The organism is Polynucleobacter sphagniphilus, from assembly GCF_001953355.1.
Classification (GTDB): domain Bacteria; phylum Pseudomonadota; class Gammaproteobacteria; order Burkholderiales; family Burkholderiaceae; genus Polynucleobacter; species Polynucleobacter sphagniphilus.
Map to the genome: position 1 here is coordinate 300,259 of NZ_MPIY01000001.1, position 19,515 is coordinate 319,773.

General features: G+C 46.0%; 25 protein-coding genes. 10 read left to right on the plus strand and 15 right to left on the minus strand.

Features of this window, described 5'->3' with window-relative positions; translation table 11 throughout:
- Positions 1-44: 44 nt before the first annotated feature.
- From BOQ04_RS01495 to BOQ04_RS01505, 3 genes are read right to left on the minus strand one after another with little or no spacing between them, the layout of a single operon-like run.
- Positions 45-1,214 (minus strand): NAD(P)/FAD-dependent oxidoreductase, encoded by a 1,170-nt coding sequence (locus BOQ04_RS01495; RefSeq protein WP_076022998.1) that lies wholly within the window; start codon positions 1,212-1,214, stop codon positions 45-47.
- Entirely contained in the window at positions 1,211-1,375 is a 165-nt protein-coding gene (locus BOQ04_RS01500; RefSeq protein ID WP_076022999.1) for a rubredoxin, read from the minus strand. The genes BOQ04_RS01495 and BOQ04_RS01500 overlap by 4 nt, the downstream gene beginning before the upstream one ends.
- Positions 1,376-1,433: 58 nt before the next feature.
- Positions 1,434-1,919, minus strand: a complete 486-nt coding sequence (locus tag BOQ04_RS01505) for a rubrerythrin family protein (RefSeq protein ID WP_076023000.1) — start codon at positions 1,917-1,919, stop codon at positions 1,434-1,436.
- 129 nt (positions 1,920-2,048) lie between these two features.
- Between BOQ04_RS01505 and BOQ04_RS01510 the strand changes: the two genes are divergently transcribed.
- A complete protein-coding gene (locus BOQ04_RS01510) occupies positions 2,049-2,954 on the plus strand; it encodes a hydrogen peroxide-inducible genes activator (protein ID WP_076023001.1) in 906 nt (301 codons plus the stop codon).
- 76 nt (positions 2,955-3,030) lie between these two features.
- Positions 3,031-4,131, plus strand: a complete 1,101-nt coding sequence (locus tag BOQ04_RS01515; protein WP_076023002.1) for an alkene reductase — start codon at positions 3,031-3,033, stop codon at positions 4,129-4,131.
- Positions 4,132-4,174: 43 nt separating this feature from the next.
- Here BOQ04_RS01515 and BOQ04_RS01520 read toward each other — a convergent pair whose 3' ends face one another.
- The 4 genes from BOQ04_RS01520 to BOQ04_RS01535 form a co-directional block, all read right to left on the minus strand.
- A complete protein-coding gene (locus BOQ04_RS01520; protein ID WP_076023167.1) occupies positions 4,175-4,738 on the minus strand; it encodes a cytochrome b in 564 nt (187 codons plus the stop codon).
- Between the two features lie 63 nt (positions 4,739-4,801).
- Positions 4,802-4,990 carry a hypothetical protein gene (locus BOQ04_RS01525; RefSeq protein WP_076023003.1) on the minus strand — a complete coding sequence of 63 codons (189 nt, stop codon included), beginning with the start codon at positions 4,988-4,990 and terminating at the stop codon, positions 4,802-4,804.
- Positions 4,991-4,999: 9 nt separating this feature from the next.
- The gene (locus BOQ04_RS01530; RefSeq protein ID WP_143742131.1) at positions 5,000-5,680 is read right to left on the minus strand and encodes a bestrophin-like domain; all 681 of its coding nucleotides are present in this window, start codon (positions 5,678-5,680) and stop codon (positions 5,000-5,002) included.
- A 131-nt stretch (positions 5,681-5,811) separates the two neighbouring features.
- Positions 5,812-6,957 carry an alpha-hydroxy acid oxidase gene (locus BOQ04_RS01535; protein ID WP_076023168.1) on the minus strand — a complete coding sequence of 382 codons (1,146 nt, stop codon included), beginning with the start codon at positions 6,955-6,957 and terminating at the stop codon, positions 5,812-5,814.
- 126 nt (positions 6,958-7,083) lie between these two features.
- Between BOQ04_RS01535 and BOQ04_RS01540 the strand changes: the two genes are divergently transcribed.
- Together BOQ04_RS01540 and BOQ04_RS01545 are read left to right on the plus strand one after the other, a co-directional pair.
- Entirely contained in the window at positions 7,084-8,007 is a 924-nt protein-coding gene (locus tag BOQ04_RS01540) for a DMT family transporter (protein ID WP_076023005.1), read from the plus strand.
- A 104-nt stretch (positions 8,008-8,111) separates the two neighbouring features.
- Positions 8,112-9,260 (plus strand): aminotransferase class V-fold PLP-dependent enzyme, encoded by a 1,149-nt coding sequence (locus tag BOQ04_RS01545; RefSeq protein ID WP_076023006.1) that lies wholly within the window; start codon positions 8,112-8,114, stop codon positions 9,258-9,260.
- Between the two features lie 32 nt (positions 9,261-9,292).
- On the opposite strand, the gene BOQ04_RS01550 is transcribed toward BOQ04_RS01545, so the two are convergent.
- Positions 9,293-9,943, minus strand: a complete 651-nt coding sequence (locus tag BOQ04_RS01550; protein WP_076023007.1) for an FABP family protein — start codon at positions 9,941-9,943, stop codon at positions 9,293-9,295.
- A 90-nt stretch (positions 9,944-10,033) separates the two neighbouring features.
- Here BOQ04_RS01550 and BOQ04_RS01555 point away from each other — a divergent pair, with 90 nt between their 5' ends.
- Entirely contained in the window at positions 10,034-10,312 is a 279-nt protein-coding gene (locus tag BOQ04_RS01555) for a protein tyrosine phosphatase (RefSeq protein ID WP_076023008.1), read from the plus strand.
- A gap of 39 nt (positions 10,313-10,351) precedes the next feature.
- Here the strand turns inward: BOQ04_RS01555 and BOQ04_RS01560 are convergent, their stop codons facing one another.
- From BOQ04_RS01560 to BOQ04_RS01570, 3 genes are read right to left on the minus strand one after another with little or no spacing between them, the layout of a single operon-like run.
- Entirely contained in the window at positions 10,352-11,335 is a 984-nt protein-coding gene (locus tag BOQ04_RS01560) for a DMT family transporter (RefSeq protein WP_076023009.1), read from the minus strand.
- 5 nt (positions 11,336-11,340) lie between these two features.
- Entirely contained in the window at positions 11,341-12,222 is an 882-nt protein-coding gene (locus BOQ04_RS01565) for an NAD(P)H-hydrate dehydratase (RefSeq protein ID WP_076023010.1), read from the minus strand.
- Positions 12,219-12,995, minus strand: coding sequence for an ABC transporter substrate-binding protein (locus BOQ04_RS01570; RefSeq protein ID WP_233126600.1), 777 nt, complete (start codon positions 12,993-12,995; stop codon positions 12,219-12,221). The genes BOQ04_RS01565 and BOQ04_RS01570 overlap by 4 nt, the downstream gene beginning before the upstream one ends.
- A gap of 177 nt (positions 12,996-13,172) precedes the next feature.
- Between BOQ04_RS01570 and BOQ04_RS01575 the strand changes: the two genes are divergently transcribed.
- The 3 genes from BOQ04_RS01575 to BOQ04_RS01585 are packed head-to-tail and all read left to right on the plus strand — an operon-like array spanning position 13,173 to position 15,809.
- Complete coding sequence (locus tag BOQ04_RS01575; protein WP_076023012.1) at positions 13,173-14,030, plus strand: LOG family protein; 858 nt, start codon at positions 13,173-13,175, stop codon at positions 14,028-14,030.
- Positions 14,031-14,075: 45 nt separating this feature from the next.
- The gene (locus BOQ04_RS01580; protein WP_076023013.1) at positions 14,076-14,588 is read left to right on the plus strand and encodes a hypothetical protein; all 513 of its coding nucleotides are present in this window, start codon (positions 14,076-14,078) and stop codon (positions 14,586-14,588) included.
- A gap of 3 nt (positions 14,589-14,591) precedes the next feature.
- Positions 14,592-15,809, plus strand: a complete 1,218-nt coding sequence (locus tag BOQ04_RS01585; RefSeq protein ID WP_076023014.1) for a BaiN/RdsA family NAD(P)/FAD-dependent oxidoreductase — start codon at positions 14,592-14,594, stop codon at positions 15,807-15,809.
- Positions 15,810-15,823: 14 nt separating this feature from the next.
- On the opposite strand, the gene BOQ04_RS01590 is transcribed toward BOQ04_RS01585, so the two are convergent.
- Both BOQ04_RS01590 and BOQ04_RS01595 read right to left on the minus strand, forming a co-directional pair.
- Complete coding sequence (locus BOQ04_RS01590; RefSeq protein ID WP_076023015.1) at positions 15,824-16,582, minus strand: TerC family protein; 759 nt, start codon at positions 16,580-16,582, stop codon at positions 15,824-15,826.
- Between the two features lie 79 nt (positions 16,583-16,661).
- Positions 16,662-17,051, minus strand: coding sequence for a group II truncated hemoglobin (locus tag BOQ04_RS01595; protein ID WP_076023016.1), 390 nt, complete (start codon positions 17,049-17,051; stop codon positions 16,662-16,664).
- A 103-nt stretch (positions 17,052-17,154) separates the two neighbouring features.
- Here BOQ04_RS01595 and BOQ04_RS01600 point away from each other — a divergent pair, with 103 nt between their 5' ends.
- Positions 17,155-17,691, plus strand: coding sequence for a hypothetical protein (locus BOQ04_RS01600; RefSeq protein WP_076023017.1), 537 nt, complete (start codon positions 17,155-17,157; stop codon positions 17,689-17,691).
- Between the two features lie 43 nt (positions 17,692-17,734).
- Here BOQ04_RS01600 and BOQ04_RS01605 read toward each other — a convergent pair whose 3' ends face one another.
- Positions 17,735-17,974, minus strand: coding sequence for a TIGR02450 family Trp-rich protein (locus BOQ04_RS01605; RefSeq protein ID WP_076023018.1), 240 nt, complete (start codon positions 17,972-17,974; stop codon positions 17,735-17,737).
- Entirely contained in the window at positions 17,961-18,272 is a 312-nt protein-coding gene (locus BOQ04_RS10660; protein ID WP_143742132.1) for a hypothetical protein, read from the minus strand. Before BOQ04_RS10660 ends, BOQ04_RS01605 begins: the two co-directional genes overlap by 14 nt.
- 113 nt (positions 18,273-18,385) lie before the next feature.
- On the opposite strand from BOQ04_RS10660, the gene BOQ04_RS01615 reads away from it, so the two are divergent.
- Positions 18,386-19,459 (plus strand): fumarylacetoacetate hydrolase family protein, encoded by a 1,074-nt coding sequence (locus tag BOQ04_RS01615; protein ID WP_076023020.1) that lies wholly within the window; start codon positions 18,386-18,388, stop codon positions 19,457-19,459.
- Positions 19,460-19,515: the final 56 nt, after the last annotated feature.

Here is a 19,515-nt window from a genome sequence, read left to right on the forward strand (position 1 = left end):
GCGGGCCTTTTTTTATTACGCCCCAATTGAGGCAATATCTTTACTCACTGCAGTACTGGCGGCAATTCTTTCGTTAGGGAAGCGCGTTGTGCGGTAGCTGCCCCTAATAGAACAAAGCCCAATAAGCTACCATCTGCAGACTCGAAACGCGCCTCCAAGCCATCGTCAATGGGGGTGATTTTCCAGTCTCCCTCGCTGCCTTGAGCTGGTGGCGAAACAATTGTTGGAAAGGCGGGCGTTTTGACCATCACTGGCATTGCTGGGTAAGTGAGTGTTGTCACTCTCCCGAGGAGTGTATTTGCTAAAGCCCGCGCCGCTTGCATGATCGGCATGACGTAGGGCAGCACAAGACCATCGACTTCGGCGCAGTCGCCTAGAGAATAGACATTAGTCGCACTAGTTTGTAGCTCGCGATTAACGGCAATGCCGATATTGGTAGAAATTCCCGCTGCCTTGGCAAGATCTAACCGAGGCTTTAAGCCAACGGCAGACAGCACAACATCACTCAATAATTTTTGGCCATTTGTCAGCTCAACTATCAAGCTGTCATCACCATTGCTAATTGATCCCACTGTGGTGCCAAAATGCCAGCGCACTCCCGCCTTAGTGAGTCTGTCTTGAAGTTCATGCGCAGCTGCTTCTGGGAGTAAGCGGCCCAATGCTTGGGGCGCAAGATCAATCACATCAACCTCATACCCGCCGAGTACCAGATCATTAGCAAACTCACAACCAATGAGGCCGGCCCCCAAGATAGATACCTTTTTCTTGCCGGAGATCGCCTTGCGAAATGCAGCATAGTCCTCTAGGTCATTAACTGTTAGTACTTGAGTTGCCGCGTCGCCTTGCAAGGGTATGCGAATTTGATCTGCACCCAAAGCCAATACCAATTTGCCATAAGATAAATTGCCCTTCGTGGTGACAATCATTTGCTGATTTGTATCTATTGCATTGACATCAGTTTGGCTGAGAATGTTGATGTTTAATTGGGTAGCCATGTTCTCACTGGAATTAGAAATGAGATTTTCTGGTTCTTTCTTGCTTGCTAGTGCAGTTGAGAGCATTGGCTTGGAGTAAAGGTATCCTGGTTCGCGTGTCACCAAGGTAATAGGAGCTTCTTTATCAAGCTTGCGAATTTCACGAATCAGGGTGTAGCCTGCCAATCCGCTACCAATAATGACGATAGCGGATGGCGTTGGATTGGCGTTTGGATTCAAAGTGCAACCATTTCAAAATCAGATTTTGCAACGCCACAATCAGGGCATTCCCAGTCCTCGGGAATATCAGCCCAAGCTGTACCTGGTGCAATACCATCTTCCGGTAAACCCTTTGCTTCGTCATAAATAAAGCCGCATACGATACATTGCCAAGATTTCATGTTTTTTCCTTAATGAGTAGATACTGATTTTAAATTTAAATGGTGATTCTTTCTTGCCTTACTGTGCTGCAAAGGCTTTTGCATGTTCGAGCGCCTTTTTGTAGTGATTCGCGTGACGCTCTTCTACATTGGCCAGGGCTGCAAACCGTTTTGCTGCTTTAGTTAATACCGCTTGGAATTGCTCAGCATGCTCTTTTGATTCAGCAATTTGCTCATCCATTTCTGCGATGGCAGCTGCATTACCTTCTTCTACAGCAGTTTTACGAAAGGAAGGGTACATTTCCGTATATTCATAAGTCTCACCTTCAATCGCGATTTCTAGAGCGCGAGTAGGGGTAATGGAATGAGCGGGGTAGAGTAAATCCAAGTGGCCAAAAGCATGCATGACCTCTTGATCGGCGGTTGCTTCGAAGATTTTTGCTGTTTCTTCATCACCGGCTGCACGCGCTAATTTTGCAAAATAGCGGTATTTGATATGAGCCATTGCTTCACCAGCAAAGGCGGACTCGAGATTTTGAATGGTTTTGATTTCAGGGCGTGTCATTTTTTTATTCCTTTGTAATTAATATTGAATTGCTTGCGTTGCCATGTATGCATACTGAACTTAAAATAATTATCAGTCCAATGAATAAAAATGATACTATTTATCTAATAAATCGATATATGGAAGAAAATGGCTCAATTACCCTCATTGAAGCAGTTGCGCTACTTTATGGCCCTAGCCAAGGAGCTCAATTTCACTCGTGCAGCTGAGGCCTGTTTCGTCGGTCAGTCAACCCTGAGTGCAGGCTTAAAAGAATTAGAGGATGGTTTAGGCGTTCGCTTGGTGGAGCGCGACCGTCAAAATGTATCGATTACCCCGATTGGTTTAGAAGTGCTTGAGCGAGTAAAGATTATCTTGGCTGCATCCGAAGACTTGGTTGAGTATGCAGATGCAACTTCTAAGCCGATGTCTGCAACCATTCGACTCGGGGTGATACCAACCATTACCCCTTTTATCTTGCCAAAGGTGTTGCCAGAGATCCGGGCGCGTTTTCCTAACTTGAAGATTGCCCTACGCGAGGATTTAAGCGCCAACTTGCTCACCAGGCTTGCAGATCATCAGCTTGACTTTGCTTTAATTGCCTTGCCTTACGACGTTGATGGTTTTTTGGTTGAGGAGTTATTTGATGATGAGTTTTGGTTGGTAGCGCCTGCAAATGATCCTGCGCTCAAGGGCAAAGAGGTTCATATGCCCACCAAATTAACAGAGAGACTCTTGTTGCTAGAGGAGGGCCATTGTTTGCGCGAACATACTCTTGCTGCCTGTAAAAAATCAGATGTGATGAAGGTGGATGGTATGGAAGCAACCAGCTTACTCACCTTATTGCAAATGGTGGAGTCGGGCATGGGTATCGCTTTGTTGCCAGCGATGGCAGTGAAGGGGGGATTGCTTAATGGCAGTGAGCTGGAGGCTAGGCCTTTGGCTGCGCCTGCGCCAAAGCGGGTGATCGCTTTAGTTGCAAGGCCGTCTAGCGCCCATCTTGAAGAATTTCATTTGCTGGCACAGTGCATTAAAGAACGTTTTAAAGATGGCTAAACAGCTTACGGCAAGAATTGCACATTCTTGTTAAAGTGAGTCCTCTCTATTTTTTATTACCTCAAGAAAGTGCCTTATGTCCGCAACAGAGATCTTATTTACCCCTGTCAAATTGGGTTCCATTGAGTTAAAAAATCGCCTCGTCATGGCTCCCCTCACTAGGATGAGAGCGGTTGCAGGCGACGTTCCCAATCCTTTGGCGGTTGAGTATTATGCGCAGCGCGCCAGTGCAGGCCTCATCATTACTGAGGCGACCCAAATCTCTCCATTAGGGATGGGTTACCCCGCAACCCCAGGAATTTATTCAGCAGACCAAACTGCGGCATGGAAAAAAATTGTTGAGGCTGTTCATGCAAAGGGTGGGACTATCGTTGCACAGCTCTGGCATGTGGGCCGTATCTCCCATTCATCTTTGCATCCAGAGCAAGGGGTGCCTGTGGCCCCGTCAGCTATTGCCCCTGCAGGCCAAACCTACGGAGCGGATTGGCAGCTGCATGACTACGAGACCCCGAAAGCCATGACCACTGAGGATATTGCGAGTCTTATCAAGGATTATGAATTGGCTGCAATCAACGCCAAGGCTGCTGGATTTGATGGTGTTGAGATTCATTCGGCCAATGGCTATCTCTTAGATCAATTCCTGCAAGACAAAACGAATCAGCGCGTTGATCAGTATGGCGGCTCGATTGAAAACCGTTTACGCCTATTGGGTGAAGTGATTGATGCTGTTGCTAAAGTATTTTCAACAGATCGTATTGGTGTGCGCTTATCTCCCTATGGCACCTTCAATGACATTGGCGATAGCGATCCAATCGCCTTATTCAGCGCGGCCATTGAAAAATTAAATGGCTATCAATTGGCATATGTACATATGATTGAGCCTCGCTCTACAAGCGCTGGTGGTAATGATCAAGTGTATGAAGATGCACCCCTGACTTCAGAGATTTTCCGCAATGCATATCAAGGTAAATTCATCACTGCTGGCGGCTATGACAAAGCCATGGGGGAGAAGGTATTAGAGGAAGGTCTGGCTGATGCAGTGGCTTATGGACGTTTGTATATCTCTAATCCGGACTTGGTAGAGCGCTTTAAAGAAAATGCACCACTAAATCCATATAATCGTGCCACTTTCTATGGCGGTGCTGAGGTGGGTTATACCGACTATCCAACGCTGTAAATTAACAGCAATCTTAGGGTTAAAGGGCCTGGGTTCAACAAACCTAGGCCTTATTTTTACCCAACATCCGCAGTAAGCATTGATTCTGAAGGATGTAATGTTGGCTCAATGCTGCTAGTGCGTGCAGCCCAATCAAAAAGTACAGGGCATTGCCAAGCCATTCATGAAGTGCTTTTAGCGGTTTGCGAGCGGAAGCTCCGGACTCAATCATTTGTGGTAGCGCCCAATTGAAGGGGGCAATTTCTTTGCCTCCAGCCTGTAGAAAAAGTGCCCCAAGTATTGGAAGGCCGAGTAATAGGATATAAAAAATCGAATGCATGCTTTGCGCTACTATCGCAGCCGCTTTGGAGCGGGCGAGAGGGGTGGGGACTCCATATATTAGGCGAATGATGAGGCGCATCACCATCGCTATAAATATTAATTGACCCACAAATCCATGGATGGTTTTACACAATTCTCTTGGCTCACTTCCTTTGATAAATTGCCCTTTTAATTCAATGCTGATAAAGGCAATTGCAAGTAACACTACAAGCAGCCAATGAAAGAAGATAGATGCGCGGTGATATTGAATGATCTGAATGAGTGAACGAGATAATCGATCACTCATCATAAATAAAGCAAGTAACTATTTTGAATTTAGGGGATCATGGATCCCCGGTAGAGCAAAGGGTTATAGGCTGAAGCGAACTCGAGCGCTGAGCTCATTTGCCGGGCCGCGTTTATCCAGTTGTGAGAGTCTAAGAGCTTCAACCTCAAAATCAACTTGCGCAGGATGAAATTCCACATTACCGAGGTGGATTACATAGGTCCAAATCAGTTCACGCCCTCGGTTTTTATACACATCGACTACACGTTTCATCTTGCTCGCCTATTTAGACTGCGCTGCTTTTGCTTGGGGCGCTTGAACTTCGATCAGTTGACTCAAGCTCTTTTTTAGTTGTATCAAATTGCGCGGCTCCACTTTAATAATGCCGCCTCGTGGACTATCAATATCAGCAATAAGAAAGAAGGAGGTGGCAATCACAAAGGGCAGCAGCATAAAGAGCCCGACATTGCCTTTAAAGTTCTGCGCACCGTAGCCAACTACTAAATTGGCGCAGATCGCTATGGCTGCCATTAAGCCCCAGGCCATTAGAGGGATACGATTCCACCAGGCTGCTTGGGTATACCCTTCAGAGTTAATGACCTCATTCATGCCGCTGGCAATCAACACATGCATGGCATTTGTTTGGTTTTTCATTACCGGAAGTAGATCATTCCATAAGGTACTTTGTAGTTCACTAGTGCGCTGCTTGATGATCTTGCCAACTTCCTGTTCTTGATAGGAGTAAAAATTGATGCGCTGATCCACATAGTCTAGTAATGATGCTTTAGTTGTTGCAGCTAGTTTGGGGGGTAGCAGGTCTGCTCTTAAGAACTCGGTACCGATTGCATTTGCCTCTGCCTCTTCCAGCACTTTTCGCTGGTCGTAACGTGCAATCGCCATTGAAAAACTAAAGCCAATGATCAGGCCAAGAAGCGTTAATGTTGCTGTCTGAATGATTCCCAAGTCAGCGGTTTTTTCGGCATTCTTTGGGCGGAATCGTCCAATGATGGCACTGCCGAACCAAACAGAAAAAGCACAAGCAAAAAACGTCAGTGCGAAAATAAAAAGAGGGTGGTTTAGTAGGTGCTTAATTTTTAATATGTCCCTGGGTACAAAATGTCTTTGCTTACATTCTGGATATCACGATGCCCTGTAAACGCCATCGTGATATCCAATTCATTATGAATAATCTCCAGGCACTTTGTGACACCGGCTTCACCCATGGCGCCTAAGCCATACAAGAAAGGGCGGCCAATCATCGTGCCGCGCGCACCCAAAGCCCAGGCCTTCAGAACATCTTGACCAGAGCGAATGCCGCCATCCATCCATACTTCAATATCTTTGCCAACGGCATCGACAATCCCCGGCAGGGCTTTAATGCTAGAAATTGCGCCATCCAGTTGACGACCGCCATGATTGGAAACAATTAAGGCATCAGCACCTGAGTCAGCTGCTAAGCGTGCATCGCCTTCATCCAAGATGCCTTTGATAATCAGCTTGCCACCCCACAGTTTTTTAATCCACTCCACATCACCCCAATTGAGGCCTGGATCAAACTGTTCTGCAGTCCATGAGGAAAGGGATGACATGTTGCCTACGCCAGTAGCATGCCCTACGATATTGCGGAAGGTTCTGCGTGGTGTCATCGCCATGCCGATACACCAGCGAGGTTTAGTGGCCATATTGATCATATTGGCAATGGTCAATTTTGGAGGGGCAGACAAACCATTTTTTAAGTCTTTATGGCGTTGGCCCAAAATCTGCAAATCCAGAGTAAGAACCAAGGCGGAACATTTGGCTGCTTTAGCGCGCTCAATGAGACGCTCGATAAAGCCTCGGTCTTTCATCACATAAAGCTGAAACCAAAATGGTTTGGTGGTGTGCTGCGCCACATCCTCAATAGAGCAAATACTCATGGTGGAGAGGCAGAAGGGCACACCAAACTTTTCAGCGGCCTTGGCTGCAAGGATCTCGCCATCGGCATGTTGCATGCCGGTCAGGCCCGTTGGCGCTAGTGCAACGGGCATCGTCACTTTTTGGCCAATCATAGTGGTTTTGGTGGTGCGGTTGGTCATATTGACTGCCACCCGTTGGCGTAACTTAATTTTCTGAAAATCAGATTCATTGGCGCGATAGGTTGACTCAGTCCAGGATCCCGAATCGGCGTAGTCATAAAACATCTTGGGGGTACGTTTTTGATGTAGTACCCGGAGGTCTTCAATATTGGTAATAATTGGCACGCTAGTCATCCTTCGTTTTGAGGCAAGTAAGCTCTATCTTAGCAATACCGGGCATTTGTTTCTACAATAAGCGAACGGGCCTTGTTTGGGCCCACTTCAGTTACCCCTTCTTCCTATCCCCATTGCATGCCGCAACTTAATTTTCTTACTGCGTTGTATTTGGTCATTACCACCGCTCTTTGGGCTGGGAATGCGGTTGCTGGGCGCTTATTGGTTGGCAGCGTCTCCCCAATTACCCTAAGCGCTGTCCGTTGGGGCTTAGCTGGAGTGCTGCTGCTGCCTTGGAGTTGGCGGATCCTCAGAAAAGATAGCCCCCTATGGCAGAACAAGGCCCGCTTTTTGGTATTGGGGCTCTTTGGGATAGGCAGCTATAACGCTTTGCTTTATTTGGCCTTGCAAACCTCTTCACCCATTAATGTCACTCTGATTGGGGCAAGCATGCCTATATGGATGCTATTAATCGGGGCGGTCTTCTATCAAGTTCGACCGAACCTCCTTCAAGTGATTGGCGCAGTGGTTTCCTTGTTAGGGGTAAGCATTGTCTTGACGCGCGGCGATGTGACCGCCTTGGTATCAATGCAGTTGGTCAAGGGTGATCTCCTGATTATGTTGGCCACCATTTTATGGGCCGCCTATAGCTGGATGCTCACCAAGCCGGGTAAAAGTCCCGAGAAACAGTGGACCTGGTCTGATTTTTTGATGGCTCAAATATTCGTTGGTTTTTTGTGGACCCTTTTGTTTGATGGCTTCGAAATCGCATCGGGCAATGCTTACGTACATCTAAGTCTTAAAACCGGGGCGCTGATATTGTTTATGGCAATTGGCCCATCCCTAATTTCTTATCGCCTTTGGGGGGTTGGGGTAAGTAGAGCAGGCCCAACGGTGGCAGCTTTCTTTGCCAATCTCATTCCTTTGTTTACAGCCCTCCTATCGGCACTTCTGTTGGGTGAGCCACCTAGGCTCTTTCATGCGCTGGCATTTGCTTTGATTGTTGTTGGGATTGTTGCCTCATCGACCAAACGCGAGCCCCAAAACCGTAAAAGCCCCTAAAAAAGCCTGATTGACTGATTTCAGGGGTGATTTAGCGCTAGCTTCACTCGAAAGTCTTTAAATCAGTATCATTTAGGTCTATTTAAGTTTTCTAGGAAATTACTATGCCAGGCCTGCTTCCCAATGTTGATCCCGATGGATTGTTAGAGTTCTCGGTTGTTTATACCGATCGCTCTTTGAATCACATGTCTGAGGATTTCAAAAAAGTGATGGTGGACATCTCTAGTGTTCTTAAAGATGCCTACAACGCTACCTCAGCTGTGATTGTTCCTGGTAGCGGCACATTTGGCATGGAGGCGGTTGCTCGTCAATTTGCCAATAAGGAAAAATGCCTGGTATTACGCAATGGCTGGTTCAGTTATCGCTGGACGCAAATTTTTGACTTAGCCAATATTACTGATGACGTGACCGTGATTAAGGGTCGTCAGCTAGATGATTCTGCGCAAGGCGTATTTGCTCCCGCCCCAATCGAAGAAGTGCTTGCTTATATTAAAAATGAGAAGCCAGCAGTGGTATTTGCGCCGCACGTAGAAACTTCGGCTGGTATTTTGTTGCCCGACGACTACTTGAAAGCAATTGGCGAGGCTGTTCGCTCTTACAACGGCTTATTTATTTTGGACTGCATCGCTTCCGGTGCCACTTGGGTGGACATGAAGGCTTGCAATGTGGATGTGCTGATCACTGCACCACAAAAAGGTTGGAGTAGTTCACCATGTTGCGCACTAATTGCAATGGGTGAAAGAGCCCGTGAACGCATTGAAAGTACGCAAAGCAGTAGCTTCTCCATGGACCTAAAGAAATGGCTCCAAATCATGGAGGCTTATGAAAAGGGTGGTCATGTGTATCACACCACGATGCCGACAGATGCACTAAAGATTTTGCGTAAAACGATGAAAGAAACCCAATCATTAGGCTTTGCGCATTTGAAAGAGAAGCAAGCTGAGTTGGGTGCTAAGGTGCGCGCACTCTTGGTTTCGAAGGGCTACCCTTCAGTAGCGGCTCCTGGATTTCAGTCTCCAGGTGTTGTTGTCAGCTACACCAAGGACCCAGAAATTCAATCGGGCAAGAAATTTATGGCCCTAGGTCTTCAAACTGCGGCCGGCGTGCCTTTGCAATGCGATGAGCGCCCAGATTTCCGTACTTTCCGCTTGGGCTTATTTGGTCTAGAGAAATTGCAACATGTGGATCGTACTGTAGAGCATCTTGCTGCTGCATTGGAAAAAATGGTGGAGACTGAGGCGCAACCCGCTTAATCTTCCATAAAGCAAAAAATAAAAGGGCCATCTCAGGATGGCTTTTTTATTGCTTCTAAAGCGAGTGGATTGGGGGTTGCCTCACCGACCTTTGTAAGGGTATTGGTATCAACATGATGAAACGGGTCGGCTTGTCCGGCAATGGCCATCACAGTATCTTGTTCATATGACCAACTACCATCATCAAGGAACGTCACTAAGATCCGATATTCAATCGTTTTAAATGCGTAGTCTAGAAATGGATTAGATGAGATACCAGCAGTGGGGTCTCCTATTTTCGCAATGCACTCAAATTGATCAGCTTGGGCTGTTGCCTTACCGCTTGCCATTGCAATCATGCCCCGCGGAATGGTGAGGGTATGCAAGATGGTCTCGGTAGCGGGCTCCCAAAGCCAATAGCCCACTTGATCATGATATGTTTTATTCTGATCGGGCTTGGTGATATGGGTGTGGTATCGGAGGCCATAAAATAGTTGGGGGCCATTGGTTTGCGGGTCAATGGGCTGTAACTCGATACGCTCAGTAAAAACTTGTTTTTTAGGCCCCGCTGCTTTGGGCTTCACATCCAAACCTTTTTGACCCTCCCAGATTCCAGCCATGCGGCGCAAGGGGCCAAGCATATCAAGGGTATTTACTGAATACCCAACTGGCTCGGTATAGATGTCTTTAGGAAATGCCTGCATGATGAATCCTATTAATTAAGATGGAAAAAGGCATATTTATTAATTTTTTCGGTATTATTAAATTATCCACCCATCTTATTGGAGAATTAAATGAATTCAAGTATTGCGCGTCTTAGCTTAGCTACCCTGGTTGCTGCTGCTATTGGTTTATCTTCGGTTGCAGTAATGGCTCAACCAGCGCCTGCTCCAGCAACAGCCCCAGCTGCAGCACCTATTGCCGCAGCTCCTGCTGCAGCGCCAATGGAACAAACTAAAGCAGAGAAAGCCGCCCAGAAGAAAGCTGCTAAAAAAGCGAAGAAGGCTGAAAAGAAAGCGGCTAAAAAAGCCAAGAAGGCTAAAAAGAAAGCTGCACAAGCCGCCGCTCAGTAATTTAAAAAGCGCTTATTGAAAGGAGTGTTGAGTTCATTCCTATATTTCAGTAGGGCTTTCAGTACGAATAAGGCCATCGGATTTTTCCAAGTCCGATGGTTTTTTTATCGGCGCATCATTACGAACTAATAACCACATGGCACCGATTACCAATCCCATGCCTGCAATTTGCATCATCGTGACGGGCTCATTGAGAAAAGCGTAACCCATAAAGATCGTTGATACGGGACCTAAGATGCTCGCTTGAGAAACTAGCGGAGAGCCGATACGGTTAATTGCAACCATAATCATCAACATGGGGATGACGGTGCAAAAGCTGGCGTTTAAAAGACTTAGTCCATAAATAGGCGGGCTTTGTTCAAAAACTGAATGGGGATTTTGAATCAAAATTTGTACCGTGCTTAATATTGCAGACGCACTGCTGGCGAGTACGACTAGACGAACACTTCCTACGCGCTTCACCATCTCCCCAGAGCCAATCAGGTATGCAGCATAGGCACAGGCTGCTCCAAATACAAGAAACATGCCCAACCAGGCATTGGCACCAGTTGAGCTAGCATCTTGAATAAAAACAACCATGACGCCTAAATATCCGAGAACTAATGCATACCATTGCAGTTTGGTAATTTGTTTGGACAAAACAAAATAAGAGATCAGCAATACAACGGTGGGTGTTAAGTAAAGGACAATTCTCTCTAGGCCAACTGAAATATATTGCAGCCCCAAAAAATCCAGATAGCTTGAAAGGAAGTAGCCTAAAAAGCCTAAGACAACAATTTTACCCAAGTCCATGCGAGATAAAGGGTTCATTACTTGTTTGCGTGCTTGCCACCAGTAAATTGCCCAAAACATCGGCAAGGCCATGAGCATTCGCAATGCTAGAAGTGTGGCTGCATCAGTGCCATAGCCAAAAGCGAGCTTGACCAGAATGGCTTTGCCAGAAAATAGAATGGATCCCATTCCGGCCATCAAAATGCCAAGCAGATAGCGACGGTGATGGATTGCTAGACTAGGAGATTGCATGCGATTTATATCAGTCTATTTAATAAATTTCTCATCTCTAGGATGACTTCGGTAGGGGTTAGACCAATGGGTCCAATATGTCTTGCGACTAGGGAGTCAGCCGCGCTAGCGTGAAGCTGAACGGCAATACCCGTTGCCTCCCATAGGTCAAGGTGATGCTCAATGCCTTGTGCAGCTATCGCTGCGATCGCGCCAGTTAGCACATCGCCCATTCCGCCGGTACCCATCCCGGGATTCCCTTGCTGACAGACTAATGGCGGATGATTGCTTGAGCCAACCAAGGTATGATGACCCTTTAGCACAACGATGGAATTGGTGAGTTTAATTAATTCGTTTATAGCATGGATACGATCAGCCTGAATAGCTTGAGTTGAAAGTTGCAAAATCCGCGCAGCTTCACCAGGGTGGGGGGTGATAACAGAGCTGTTGTGGAAGGTTCGATTGCGCGCTTGGAGTAGCTCAAGAAGATTCTTATCTTGGGCAATTAAATTCAGTGCATCTGCATCAATAACAAGCGGTATTCTTGGGTAGAGCAGACACGCCCTCAAGTAATCTTTTGCAAGCTCAGAAGATCCTAGCCCTGGGCCAATCGCAATTAAATCTGGCTGAGTGTTTGCAATCAATTGCCCCGCATCTTTGCTGGCTAAATGAATCATTAACTCAGCTTGTTCAGCGTTGGCATGCGCGGATGCTGGGTCAAGCATCTCGAGAATTGTCCAACCAGCACCAAGGTGAAGACAGGCGTTGGCTGCTAGCAAAAGAGCGCCAGCCATCCCGGGCGCACCGCCAATGAGTAGTGCTTTGCCAGCGTTTCCCTTGTGCTCTGTTGCTTGTCGCCTTAATCGACTGACTAATTCAAGCGTATTTAAGGGTGGGAGCTGAATCATTGTGCTACCTTGGCGCCCTGAATGCTATGCCTTTGCATGGCCGCCAAAATAAATCCAGAGGATTTAAGGTCATCGATGATGTGCGTTAAATAAGAAGTTGTATTTTCAAATTCTGGGCGCGCCTTCGGAATCCCAATCGCTTGATTAATTACCATAAATCGACCTGGCAACATCCGTAAATCGCTATACCGTTTTGCATCAACCTCTAATTGCTGCTTGACTCCTGCAGCGATATTTCCTTGACCACTCATGAAGTCATCGATGACTGCTTGTGAGCTAGCAGCGCGAATAAGGCTAGCTTGTTTGATCTCACGACTCAGATATAGGTCATAGGCGCTGCCTTTACCAACTACGATTTCATTCCCGGGTGAATCGACCTGTTCATTGCTCATGAGGGGGGAGTTTGCCTTCACCATATAAGCACCTTCAATTTGAATATAAGCGGGGGTATAACTAATATCTGCGCCGCGTATGGGATCAATGGCAACAAATATGAGGTCGATGTTTCCTTCCTTAATAGCATCAACTGTTGCGCCGGCGGTTTGAAAGGTCTTGAGTTCAATGGGCAGGCCAGTACGTTTACCAATTTCATTGGCGATATCAACCGTGATGCCTTTGGGGAGTTTTGTTTGAGCATCCGTTCCCGCTAAAACGGGGTTGCCTAGATTAATGCCAACGCGCAGAGTGCCGGTTGGTGCAAAAGAATGGATGCTGGCCTGATCAAGTGAGCGCATAGGAGGTATAGGTGTATTAATTGGGTTGGTTTGACTCAAAGCGAATTGGGAAGCGCAGCACAGCAAGGCGCCGATAAGGAATCTCATTTTTGTGTACCGAAAGGTAGGTCAATCCTTATATTAACTGTAGATCTTTATGGCATACAAGCAATTGCATCATTTCAGGGGCTCCAAGGGTTAAGATAGAGTCACTCTTTTGTTTGTAAAGGCTTGGTCATGAGTCCCAAACTTCCGCAGAATAACTCCCAAACCATCACGGAATACTTTAATCTTCATAAAAATCAATTACAGGGCGAAAGCGCCGAAGATTCCTATAAATTCGCTTTTAATGATCGAGCTTTTTTGGCTCGCAAAGAAACTTTGGGTATTCGTTTTGAGTTGGAACTACTAAAGCCCGATATCTTGCTGCGAGAGAATGATATCGAGCATACGATTACGGTATTTGGGTCTACTCGTTTTGTTAGTAGCGACAGGGCCTATGAGATGGAGCGTGAGGCCAAAACAACAGAGGAAAAAGAAGAGGCGCAAAGAGCCCTGCTGCATTCTAAGTACTATGACTCGGCTCGAGAGTTGGGCAAGCTAGTTGCTGGCTATAACGCAACTCAAGCAGATAAGCATAATAAATTGCACATTACGACAGGAGGTGGTCCTGGCATCATGGAGGCTGCTAATCGCGGTGCATTTGAGGCGGGAGATAAAACCATCGGCTTTAATATTAGTTTGCCTAGGGAGCAGAGTCCGAATCCTTACATCACCCCCGGATTGAACTTTCGCTTTCATTATTTTGCGCTGCGTAAAATGCACTTTATGTTCAAGGCTCGCGCAATTGTTGCCTTCCCTGGGGGTTTTGGTTCTTTTGATGAGTTATTTGAAACGCTCACGTTGATGCAAACCAAAAAAGTAGAGCGCTTCCCAATCATCCTGGTGGGGAAAGACTTTTGGTGCGACGTGATTGACTTTCAGAAAATGATTAAACATGGAGTGATAGAGCAAGCCGATGTGGATCTCATGCATTTTGTAGAAACCGCTAAAGAAGCCTGGACGGTTATTAAAGATTGGTATGACTTGGCTTGATGCCCTTGTAGAATAGTCAACAAACTACCCATCATCTATCTTTATATGAGCAATTCAACCACAGCACTTCTCACCGATTTGGATTTGCCTGGTTATCTCCTAGGTATTTTCATGTTGATGCTGGTGATGTTGATTCATGGCATTTCCTTGTTGCAGATCGCTAAGCGCTATGAGGTTAAATCTTTCTTATATTTATCTGAACATGCGTATTCATCCGTTGCCCTGATTTTTTACATCAGTGTTTTGTGTTTATTTCTCACCCATATTTTTGAGATCATTATTTGGGGCGCTTCACTCTATGTATTCAAGTTGCTCCCAGATTTAGGTCAAAGTATTTTATTTAGTGGAAGCACTTATACTGCTATGGGCTTTATGGATGATCTATTGCCAGCAGGCTGGAAAATGTTGGCGATCATTATTGCCTTCTCTGGTATGTTTTCTTTTGCTTGGACTGCTTCAGTGATGATTTCGATGACAAAAAATTTCCGCCAAGCCTACACTCGTCTTCACATGCAAAAACTGAATTTGCCTGCTGATGTCATAGAACGGTTTAAGTAACTCATGAGTAAATATTGGGACGCCATCATCATTGGTGGTGGTGCAGCCGGTTTATTCTGCGCCGGAATTGCTGGACAGCTCGGCAAGAAGGTCTTGGTGCTAGATCACGCAGATGTCTTATGTGAAAAAATTCGGATTAGTGGTGGTGGACGCTGTAATTTCACCAATCTGCACAGCAGTCCCGCCAACTTTCTTTCACTCAATCCTAATTTTGTAAAAAGCGCCTTAGCGCGCTATCCAGCTAAAGAATTCATTAAGCTAGTGCAGTCCTATCGGATTGATTATCACGAGAAGCATCAAGGACAACTCTTTTGCGATGAGTCTGCCCATCAGATTATTCAAATGCTCCTTTCTGAATGCAAGAAGGGTGGGGTTATTGTCAAGCATCCTGTCACCGTACAAGAAATCAAGCAAGAAACTGGCGGATGGTCAGTAAGCACTAGTGCGAGTATTGAAAAATCCAAGTCGGTAGTAATGGCTACGGGTGGCTTGCCCGTGCCAGCAATTGGTGCTACCGCTTATGCATTAGATATTGCTAAGCAGTTTGAATTAAAGGTAGTTGATCCACGCCCAGCATTGGTGCCGTTGTCATTTACAGCTGATGCCTTTGCAAACCTCAATGAGCTGGCCGGCCTGAGTTTGCCAATCCGCATTAGCTCTGGCTCCAAAGGCGCTCGATATGGCGCCTGTCGCTTTAACGAAGATGTATTGCTGACACACAAAGGTCTATCAGGTCCAGCAGTCTTGCAGGCCAGTAGTTACTGGATTGAAGGCGAAGCAGTTCACATTGATTGGTTGGGGGCTGTAGAAGTCGGGAGTCATTTTAATTGTGATGAGCTATTTAACAATAAGGACAATCGCCTGAAATTAACCGAGACCATTCTGGCATCGGTATTGCCACAACGTCTGGCACGTTCTTTCGCGCAGCAGAAAAATCTACTCGGACGTAAGTGGGCCGAGGTATCCAAAAAAGATCGTCAAGCCTTAAAAGAATTAATTACCAATTGGTCAGTAAAGCCTGCGGGAACCTTGGGTTGGAAAAAGGCTGAAGTCATGCTAGGGGGCGTTGATACCAAAGAGCTTGATGGCCAATCTATGATGTCCAAAAAACATCCGGGCTTATTTTTTATTGGAGAGTGCGTTGATGTCACCGGTCATCTTGGCGGGCATAACTTCCAATGGGCATGGGCTAGTGGTCATGCCTGTGCTCAGGCTCTCTAAAAGTAATTTGATAATTAGTGTTTTTGCTTCTTCTTCTCGCGCGCACGAATATTCAGTAGCTCAACGAAGAGTGAGAAAGCCATGGCAACATATATGTAGCCTTTTGGGATATGTATCCCCATGCCTTCTGCAGTTAACACAACACCCACCACCGTCAGAAATGAAAGCGCTAGTACTTTGATAGAGGGATGGCGATGCACAAAATCTCCAAGCGATTTTGCTGCTAAGAGCATGACGAGGACGGAAGCCATGACTGCAGCAATCATAATGCCAATATGATCAACCATCCCCACGGCTGTAATCACGCTGTCTAGCGAGAAAATAATATCAAGCAAGCCGATCTGTATTACGGATGTCAAAAAAAGTCTCTGCAGTGATTTGGCTTGCTTGATTAGCGTATCACTGGGTTTTGCCAGGTCTTCGCCTTCCTCAACTTCTAGATAGATTTCTTTAGAGGCTTTCCAAATCAAGAAGAAGCCACCGAGTAGCAAAATCAGATCTCTACCGCTGATGGCATGCTCCCCGATGACGAGCAAGGGGTGAGTGAGACCCATTACCCAGGAGAGGCTAATCAACAGGAGAATACGTGTAGCAAGTGCGAGTAGTAAGCCAATGCGTCGAACATTTTCTCGAATCTCGGTGGGGAGTCGGTTGGCAATGACGCTGATAAAAATAATGTTATCAACGCCTAAAACGACTTCTAAGGCAGAAAGTGTTAGAAAGGCAATCCACGTATTTGGATCGCCTAATAGCATTAGCGTAGATTCAAGCATGGTTATTCTGAATGAAAAATATAAATATCACTATACCTAGTAAAGCTGCTTTTAAGCCCAATCAAAGAATCCCCACACTTTAATTAGGTTGATTACGCATCCAGTCAGCCGTCTTGAGAAAGGCTTCCTCCAGTTGTGTGGCCACTTCCCCTGTAATGCCACAATCTTCCATGGCTTTGTACATGCACACTAGCCACTGATTGCGCTCTTTTATGCCAATCTTGAAAGGTAGGTGCCTTGCTCTGAGCATAGGGTGGCCATATTTGGGGGAGTAGACATCAGGACCGCCCATCCAGCCGGTGAGGAAAAATTTCAGTTTTTCACGTGAATCTGATAAATCGGGTGGATGCATGGCCCTCAATTCTACTAGGCCGGACTCCAAGGCCATTAAATCATAGAAGCGATCCACGAGTTCATCAACCTTGTCGATACCGCCAATAGCTTCATAAGGGCTTTTTCTCTCACTCATGGCTACATTCTAATAGTCATTGAATTGACAATTGGCAAGTGCATGATTTCGGTATAGAGTGATCTATGCGTTACCCAATATCAACCCAAATAAGGAAGAGATGATGGATAAGAATGATTTTCAAGCATGGCAACGTGAAAAAGCAAAAGAGCTTTTTGCCTACTCGCATAAATTATTAGAAAGCGCTAAAGAACTAAGTGATCACCATATGGCGGAGATTGAGTGGGGCATGAAAAATGCACTCGATAGTGCTAAGTCAGCCGCAAAAAACGATCTTGCTAAGTTAAAAGATTTGCAAGAGGAGGCTGGTAAGCAAGCTAGCAAGCGCGCTGCTGTGTACCATAAAAAAGTGAAGTCACTACTAAAAGATTTAGGCGAAAGCGCTGCAGACGAAACGGAGAAGCATCTTGAAAAAGTACGTAGCTCGCTAGTTGGTTGGCTTGAAGATGCCGAAAGCAAGCTGCCTGCTCATGCCGATAAACTTTCGAAGGTGGTTCATGAAATGTCCACTACCGGACAAAAGATGTTTAAAGAAGGTCGCAAGATAGTCAATCAAGTTGCCGATGCCGCTGAAAAGAATTTAGAAGCGCATACAAGCAAAGCTACTGCAGCCAAAAAAACACCTGCAACCAAGCAATAGACAGTGCCTTTGCAATAAACCAGCCGCCTTGATGGGCGGCTTTTTATTTCCAGCCTTGTATCCACAGGCTAGGATCGCTTAATTCTCGCCAGGCAATCTGAAAAATATTTTTGCTGTAAACCGCCTCTAGTTCAATGTATTCAATCTTTTCCGAAGGGGGTTCGGGCAGAATGACTTTTGATACCAAAAAATGCTTCTCTTTTTTCAGCGGCTGAACGGCGGTCCACTTGGTTAGCAATAATTTTTTTGGACTGATGGGGTTCTTTTGTTTAGAGTGCGTCACAGCGATATTCTTGATGGTTCATTTGAAGGGCTCCGCTTACTGGGACAAAGAGGATGGAGCTATTTTGGATGTCTGTGGGGCAGCTCTCATCAAAATAGCTTTTTTCACCCAAGCTGCCGCAGTAACTAAAATTCTTTTCTTGGAGCAGCATTTGCGCCTTTTTGAGCACCATGGCAGTTTTGATGCCTTCCGGACTTTTGCAGGACCAGCTTGTATAGCTATCCCGCTCGCAGCCCACCATCAAGATGGAAGAGCATGCTAGTGCAATGAATCCATAACAGGAGGAAGTTGATCTCATGTCTACAAGCATATCGGCAATCCGCTTTTTCTGCCAACTGATGCGTTTGTATTAAGATTTGACTTACAAATACTTGCCAGTAATAGGCGAATCTAAAAATAAAAGGAGATGTTGTGGATACAAATCGCAGGGATGTGCTGAAAATGGGTTCAACCGCCGCTTTAGGAGGTATGTTTTTATCGCAGGCGGCAATGGCTGGTCAAGAGCGCCAACCAATTATTGTGGAGCCTTTGACTGGCAAGGCGGGTTTTCGGGTTGCGAATTACTTGCCGAAAATGGGTGCATCCTCCAGGCTCGGCTTAGTGACAAATGATGGTTTGGTAGTGGATATTCCCGCTGAGGCTGCCCGTCAGAAATTGACATTGTCATTTGACCCCACATCGATGATTTCCTTGGCTGGATCTGGTAACTCAGGCTTACTTGAGTTGGCGGCTATCTTCAAGAACCGTGGTGCAAATTTACAAAATGTAAATCAGGTAATTTTGTTATCACCCATTCCAAAACCGCAGAGCAACATCTATTGCGTTGGCTGGAATTACCTTGACCACTTTGAAGAGGGTAAGCTGCATCGCGCTGATAAAGGCGTTACTGAATATCCAAAGGTCCCAGTATTTTTTAGTAAGGGCACTCAAACCATGAATGGCCCCTTTGATACCATTCCATACGACGCTAGCAATTCAACCATGATTGACTGGGAGGCTGAGCTTGCCGTTGTCATTGGCAAGAAGGGCACTAATATCTCCGAAGAAAATGCCATGAATTATGTTTTTGGCTACTCTGCCTTCAATGACACTACTGCGCGTGATATTCAGCAAAAGCGTCACTCAGGTCAGTGGTTCAAAGGCAAGAGCTTGGATGGCCATGGACCAATGGGTCCTTGGGTGGTTACTGCAGGTGGCGTGAACTTGGATGATGTGCGTGTGATCTGCCGCGTCAATGGCGTTGAAAAACAAAATGCCAGCTACAAGCAAATGTATTTTAAGATCCCGACCATTATTGCCGAGCTCTCACGTGGCTTAACCTTATTGCCAGGCGACATCATTGCTACTGGTACTCCCTCTGGCGTTGGTAATGGCCGTACACCTCCAGAGTTTTTAAAACCAGGCGATGTCATGGAGACTCAAATTACTGGGGTTGGGATTATTCGCAATACGATTGCCCCGAGCGCTTTTACTAAAGATCTCTAAAAATACCCCCTTAAAGGGGTATTTCTAAGAGTTTTCCCTGATTTAGAGGGTGAACC

Bases quoted from the DNA above. Each gene is read 5' to 3' on its own strand.
- BOQ04_RS01555 (WP_076023008.1), top strand. From the start codon at position 10,034: ATGAATTCAAGTATTGCGCGTCTTAGCTTAGCTACCCTGGTTGCTGCT.
- BOQ04_RS01520 (WP_076023167.1), bottom strand. From the start codon at position 4,738: ATGAGTGATCGATTATCTCGTTCACTCATTCAGATCATTCAATATCAC.
- BOQ04_RS01580 (WP_076023013.1), top strand. From the start codon at position 14,076: ATGAGCAATTCAACCACAGCACTTCTCACCGATTTGGATTTGCCTGGT.
- BOQ04_RS01550 (WP_076023007.1), bottom strand. From the start codon at position 9,943: ATGCAGGCATTTCCTAAAGACATCTATACCGAGCCAGTTGGGTATTCA.
- BOQ04_RS01600 (WP_076023017.1), top strand. From the start codon at position 17,155: ATGGATAAGAATGATTTTCAAGCATGGCAACGTGAAAAAGCAAAAGAG.
- BOQ04_RS01510 (WP_076023001.1), top strand. From the start codon at position 2,049: ATGGCTCAATTACCCTCATTGAAGCAGTTGCGCTACTTTATGGCCCTA.
- BOQ04_RS01515 (WP_076023002.1), top strand. From the start codon at position 3,031: ATGTCCGCAACAGAGATCTTATTTACCCCTGTCAAATTGGGTTCCATT.
- BOQ04_RS01545 (WP_076023006.1), top strand. From the start codon at position 8,112: ATGCCAGGCCTGCTTCCCAATGTTGATCCCGATGGATTGTTAGAGTTC.
- BOQ04_RS01560 (WP_076023009.1), bottom strand. From the start codon at position 11,335: ATGCAATCTCCTAGTCTAGCAATCCATCACCGTCGCTATCTGCTTGGC.
- BOQ04_RS01525 (WP_076023003.1), bottom strand. From the start codon at position 4,990: ATGAAACGTGTAGTCGATGTGTATAAAAACCGAGGGCGTGAACTGATT.
- BOQ04_RS01565 (WP_076023010.1), bottom strand. From the start codon at position 12,222: ATGATTCAGCTCCCACCCTTAAATACGCTTGAATTAGTCAGTCGATTA.
- BOQ04_RS01505 (WP_076023000.1), bottom strand. From the start codon at position 1,919: ATGACACGCCCTGAAATCAAAACCATTCAAAATCTCGAGTCCGCCTTT.
- BOQ04_RS01595 (WP_076023016.1), bottom strand. From the start codon at position 17,051: ATGAGTGAGAGAAAAAGCCCTTATGAAGCTATTGGCGGTATCGACAAG.
- BOQ04_RS01500 (WP_076022999.1), bottom strand. From the start codon at position 1,375: ATGAAATCTTGGCAATGTATCGTATGCGGCTTTATTTATGACGAAGCA.
- BOQ04_RS01540 (WP_076023005.1), top strand. From the start codon at position 7,084: ATGCCGCAACTTAATTTTCTTACTGCGTTGTATTTGGTCATTACCACC.
- BOQ04_RS10660 (WP_143742132.1), bottom strand. From the start codon at position 18,272: ATGAGATCAACTTCCTCCTGTTATGGATTCATTGCACTAGCATGCTCT.
- BOQ04_RS01575 (WP_076023012.1), top strand. From the start codon at position 13,173: ATGAGTCCCAAACTTCCGCAGAATAACTCCCAAACCATCACGGAATAC.
- BOQ04_RS01590 (WP_076023015.1), bottom strand. From the start codon at position 16,582: ATGCTTGAATCTACGCTAATGCTATTAGGCGATCCAAATACGTGGATT.
- BOQ04_RS01585 (WP_076023014.1), top strand. From the start codon at position 14,592: ATGAGTAAATATTGGGACGCCATCATCATTGGTGGTGGTGCAGCCGGT.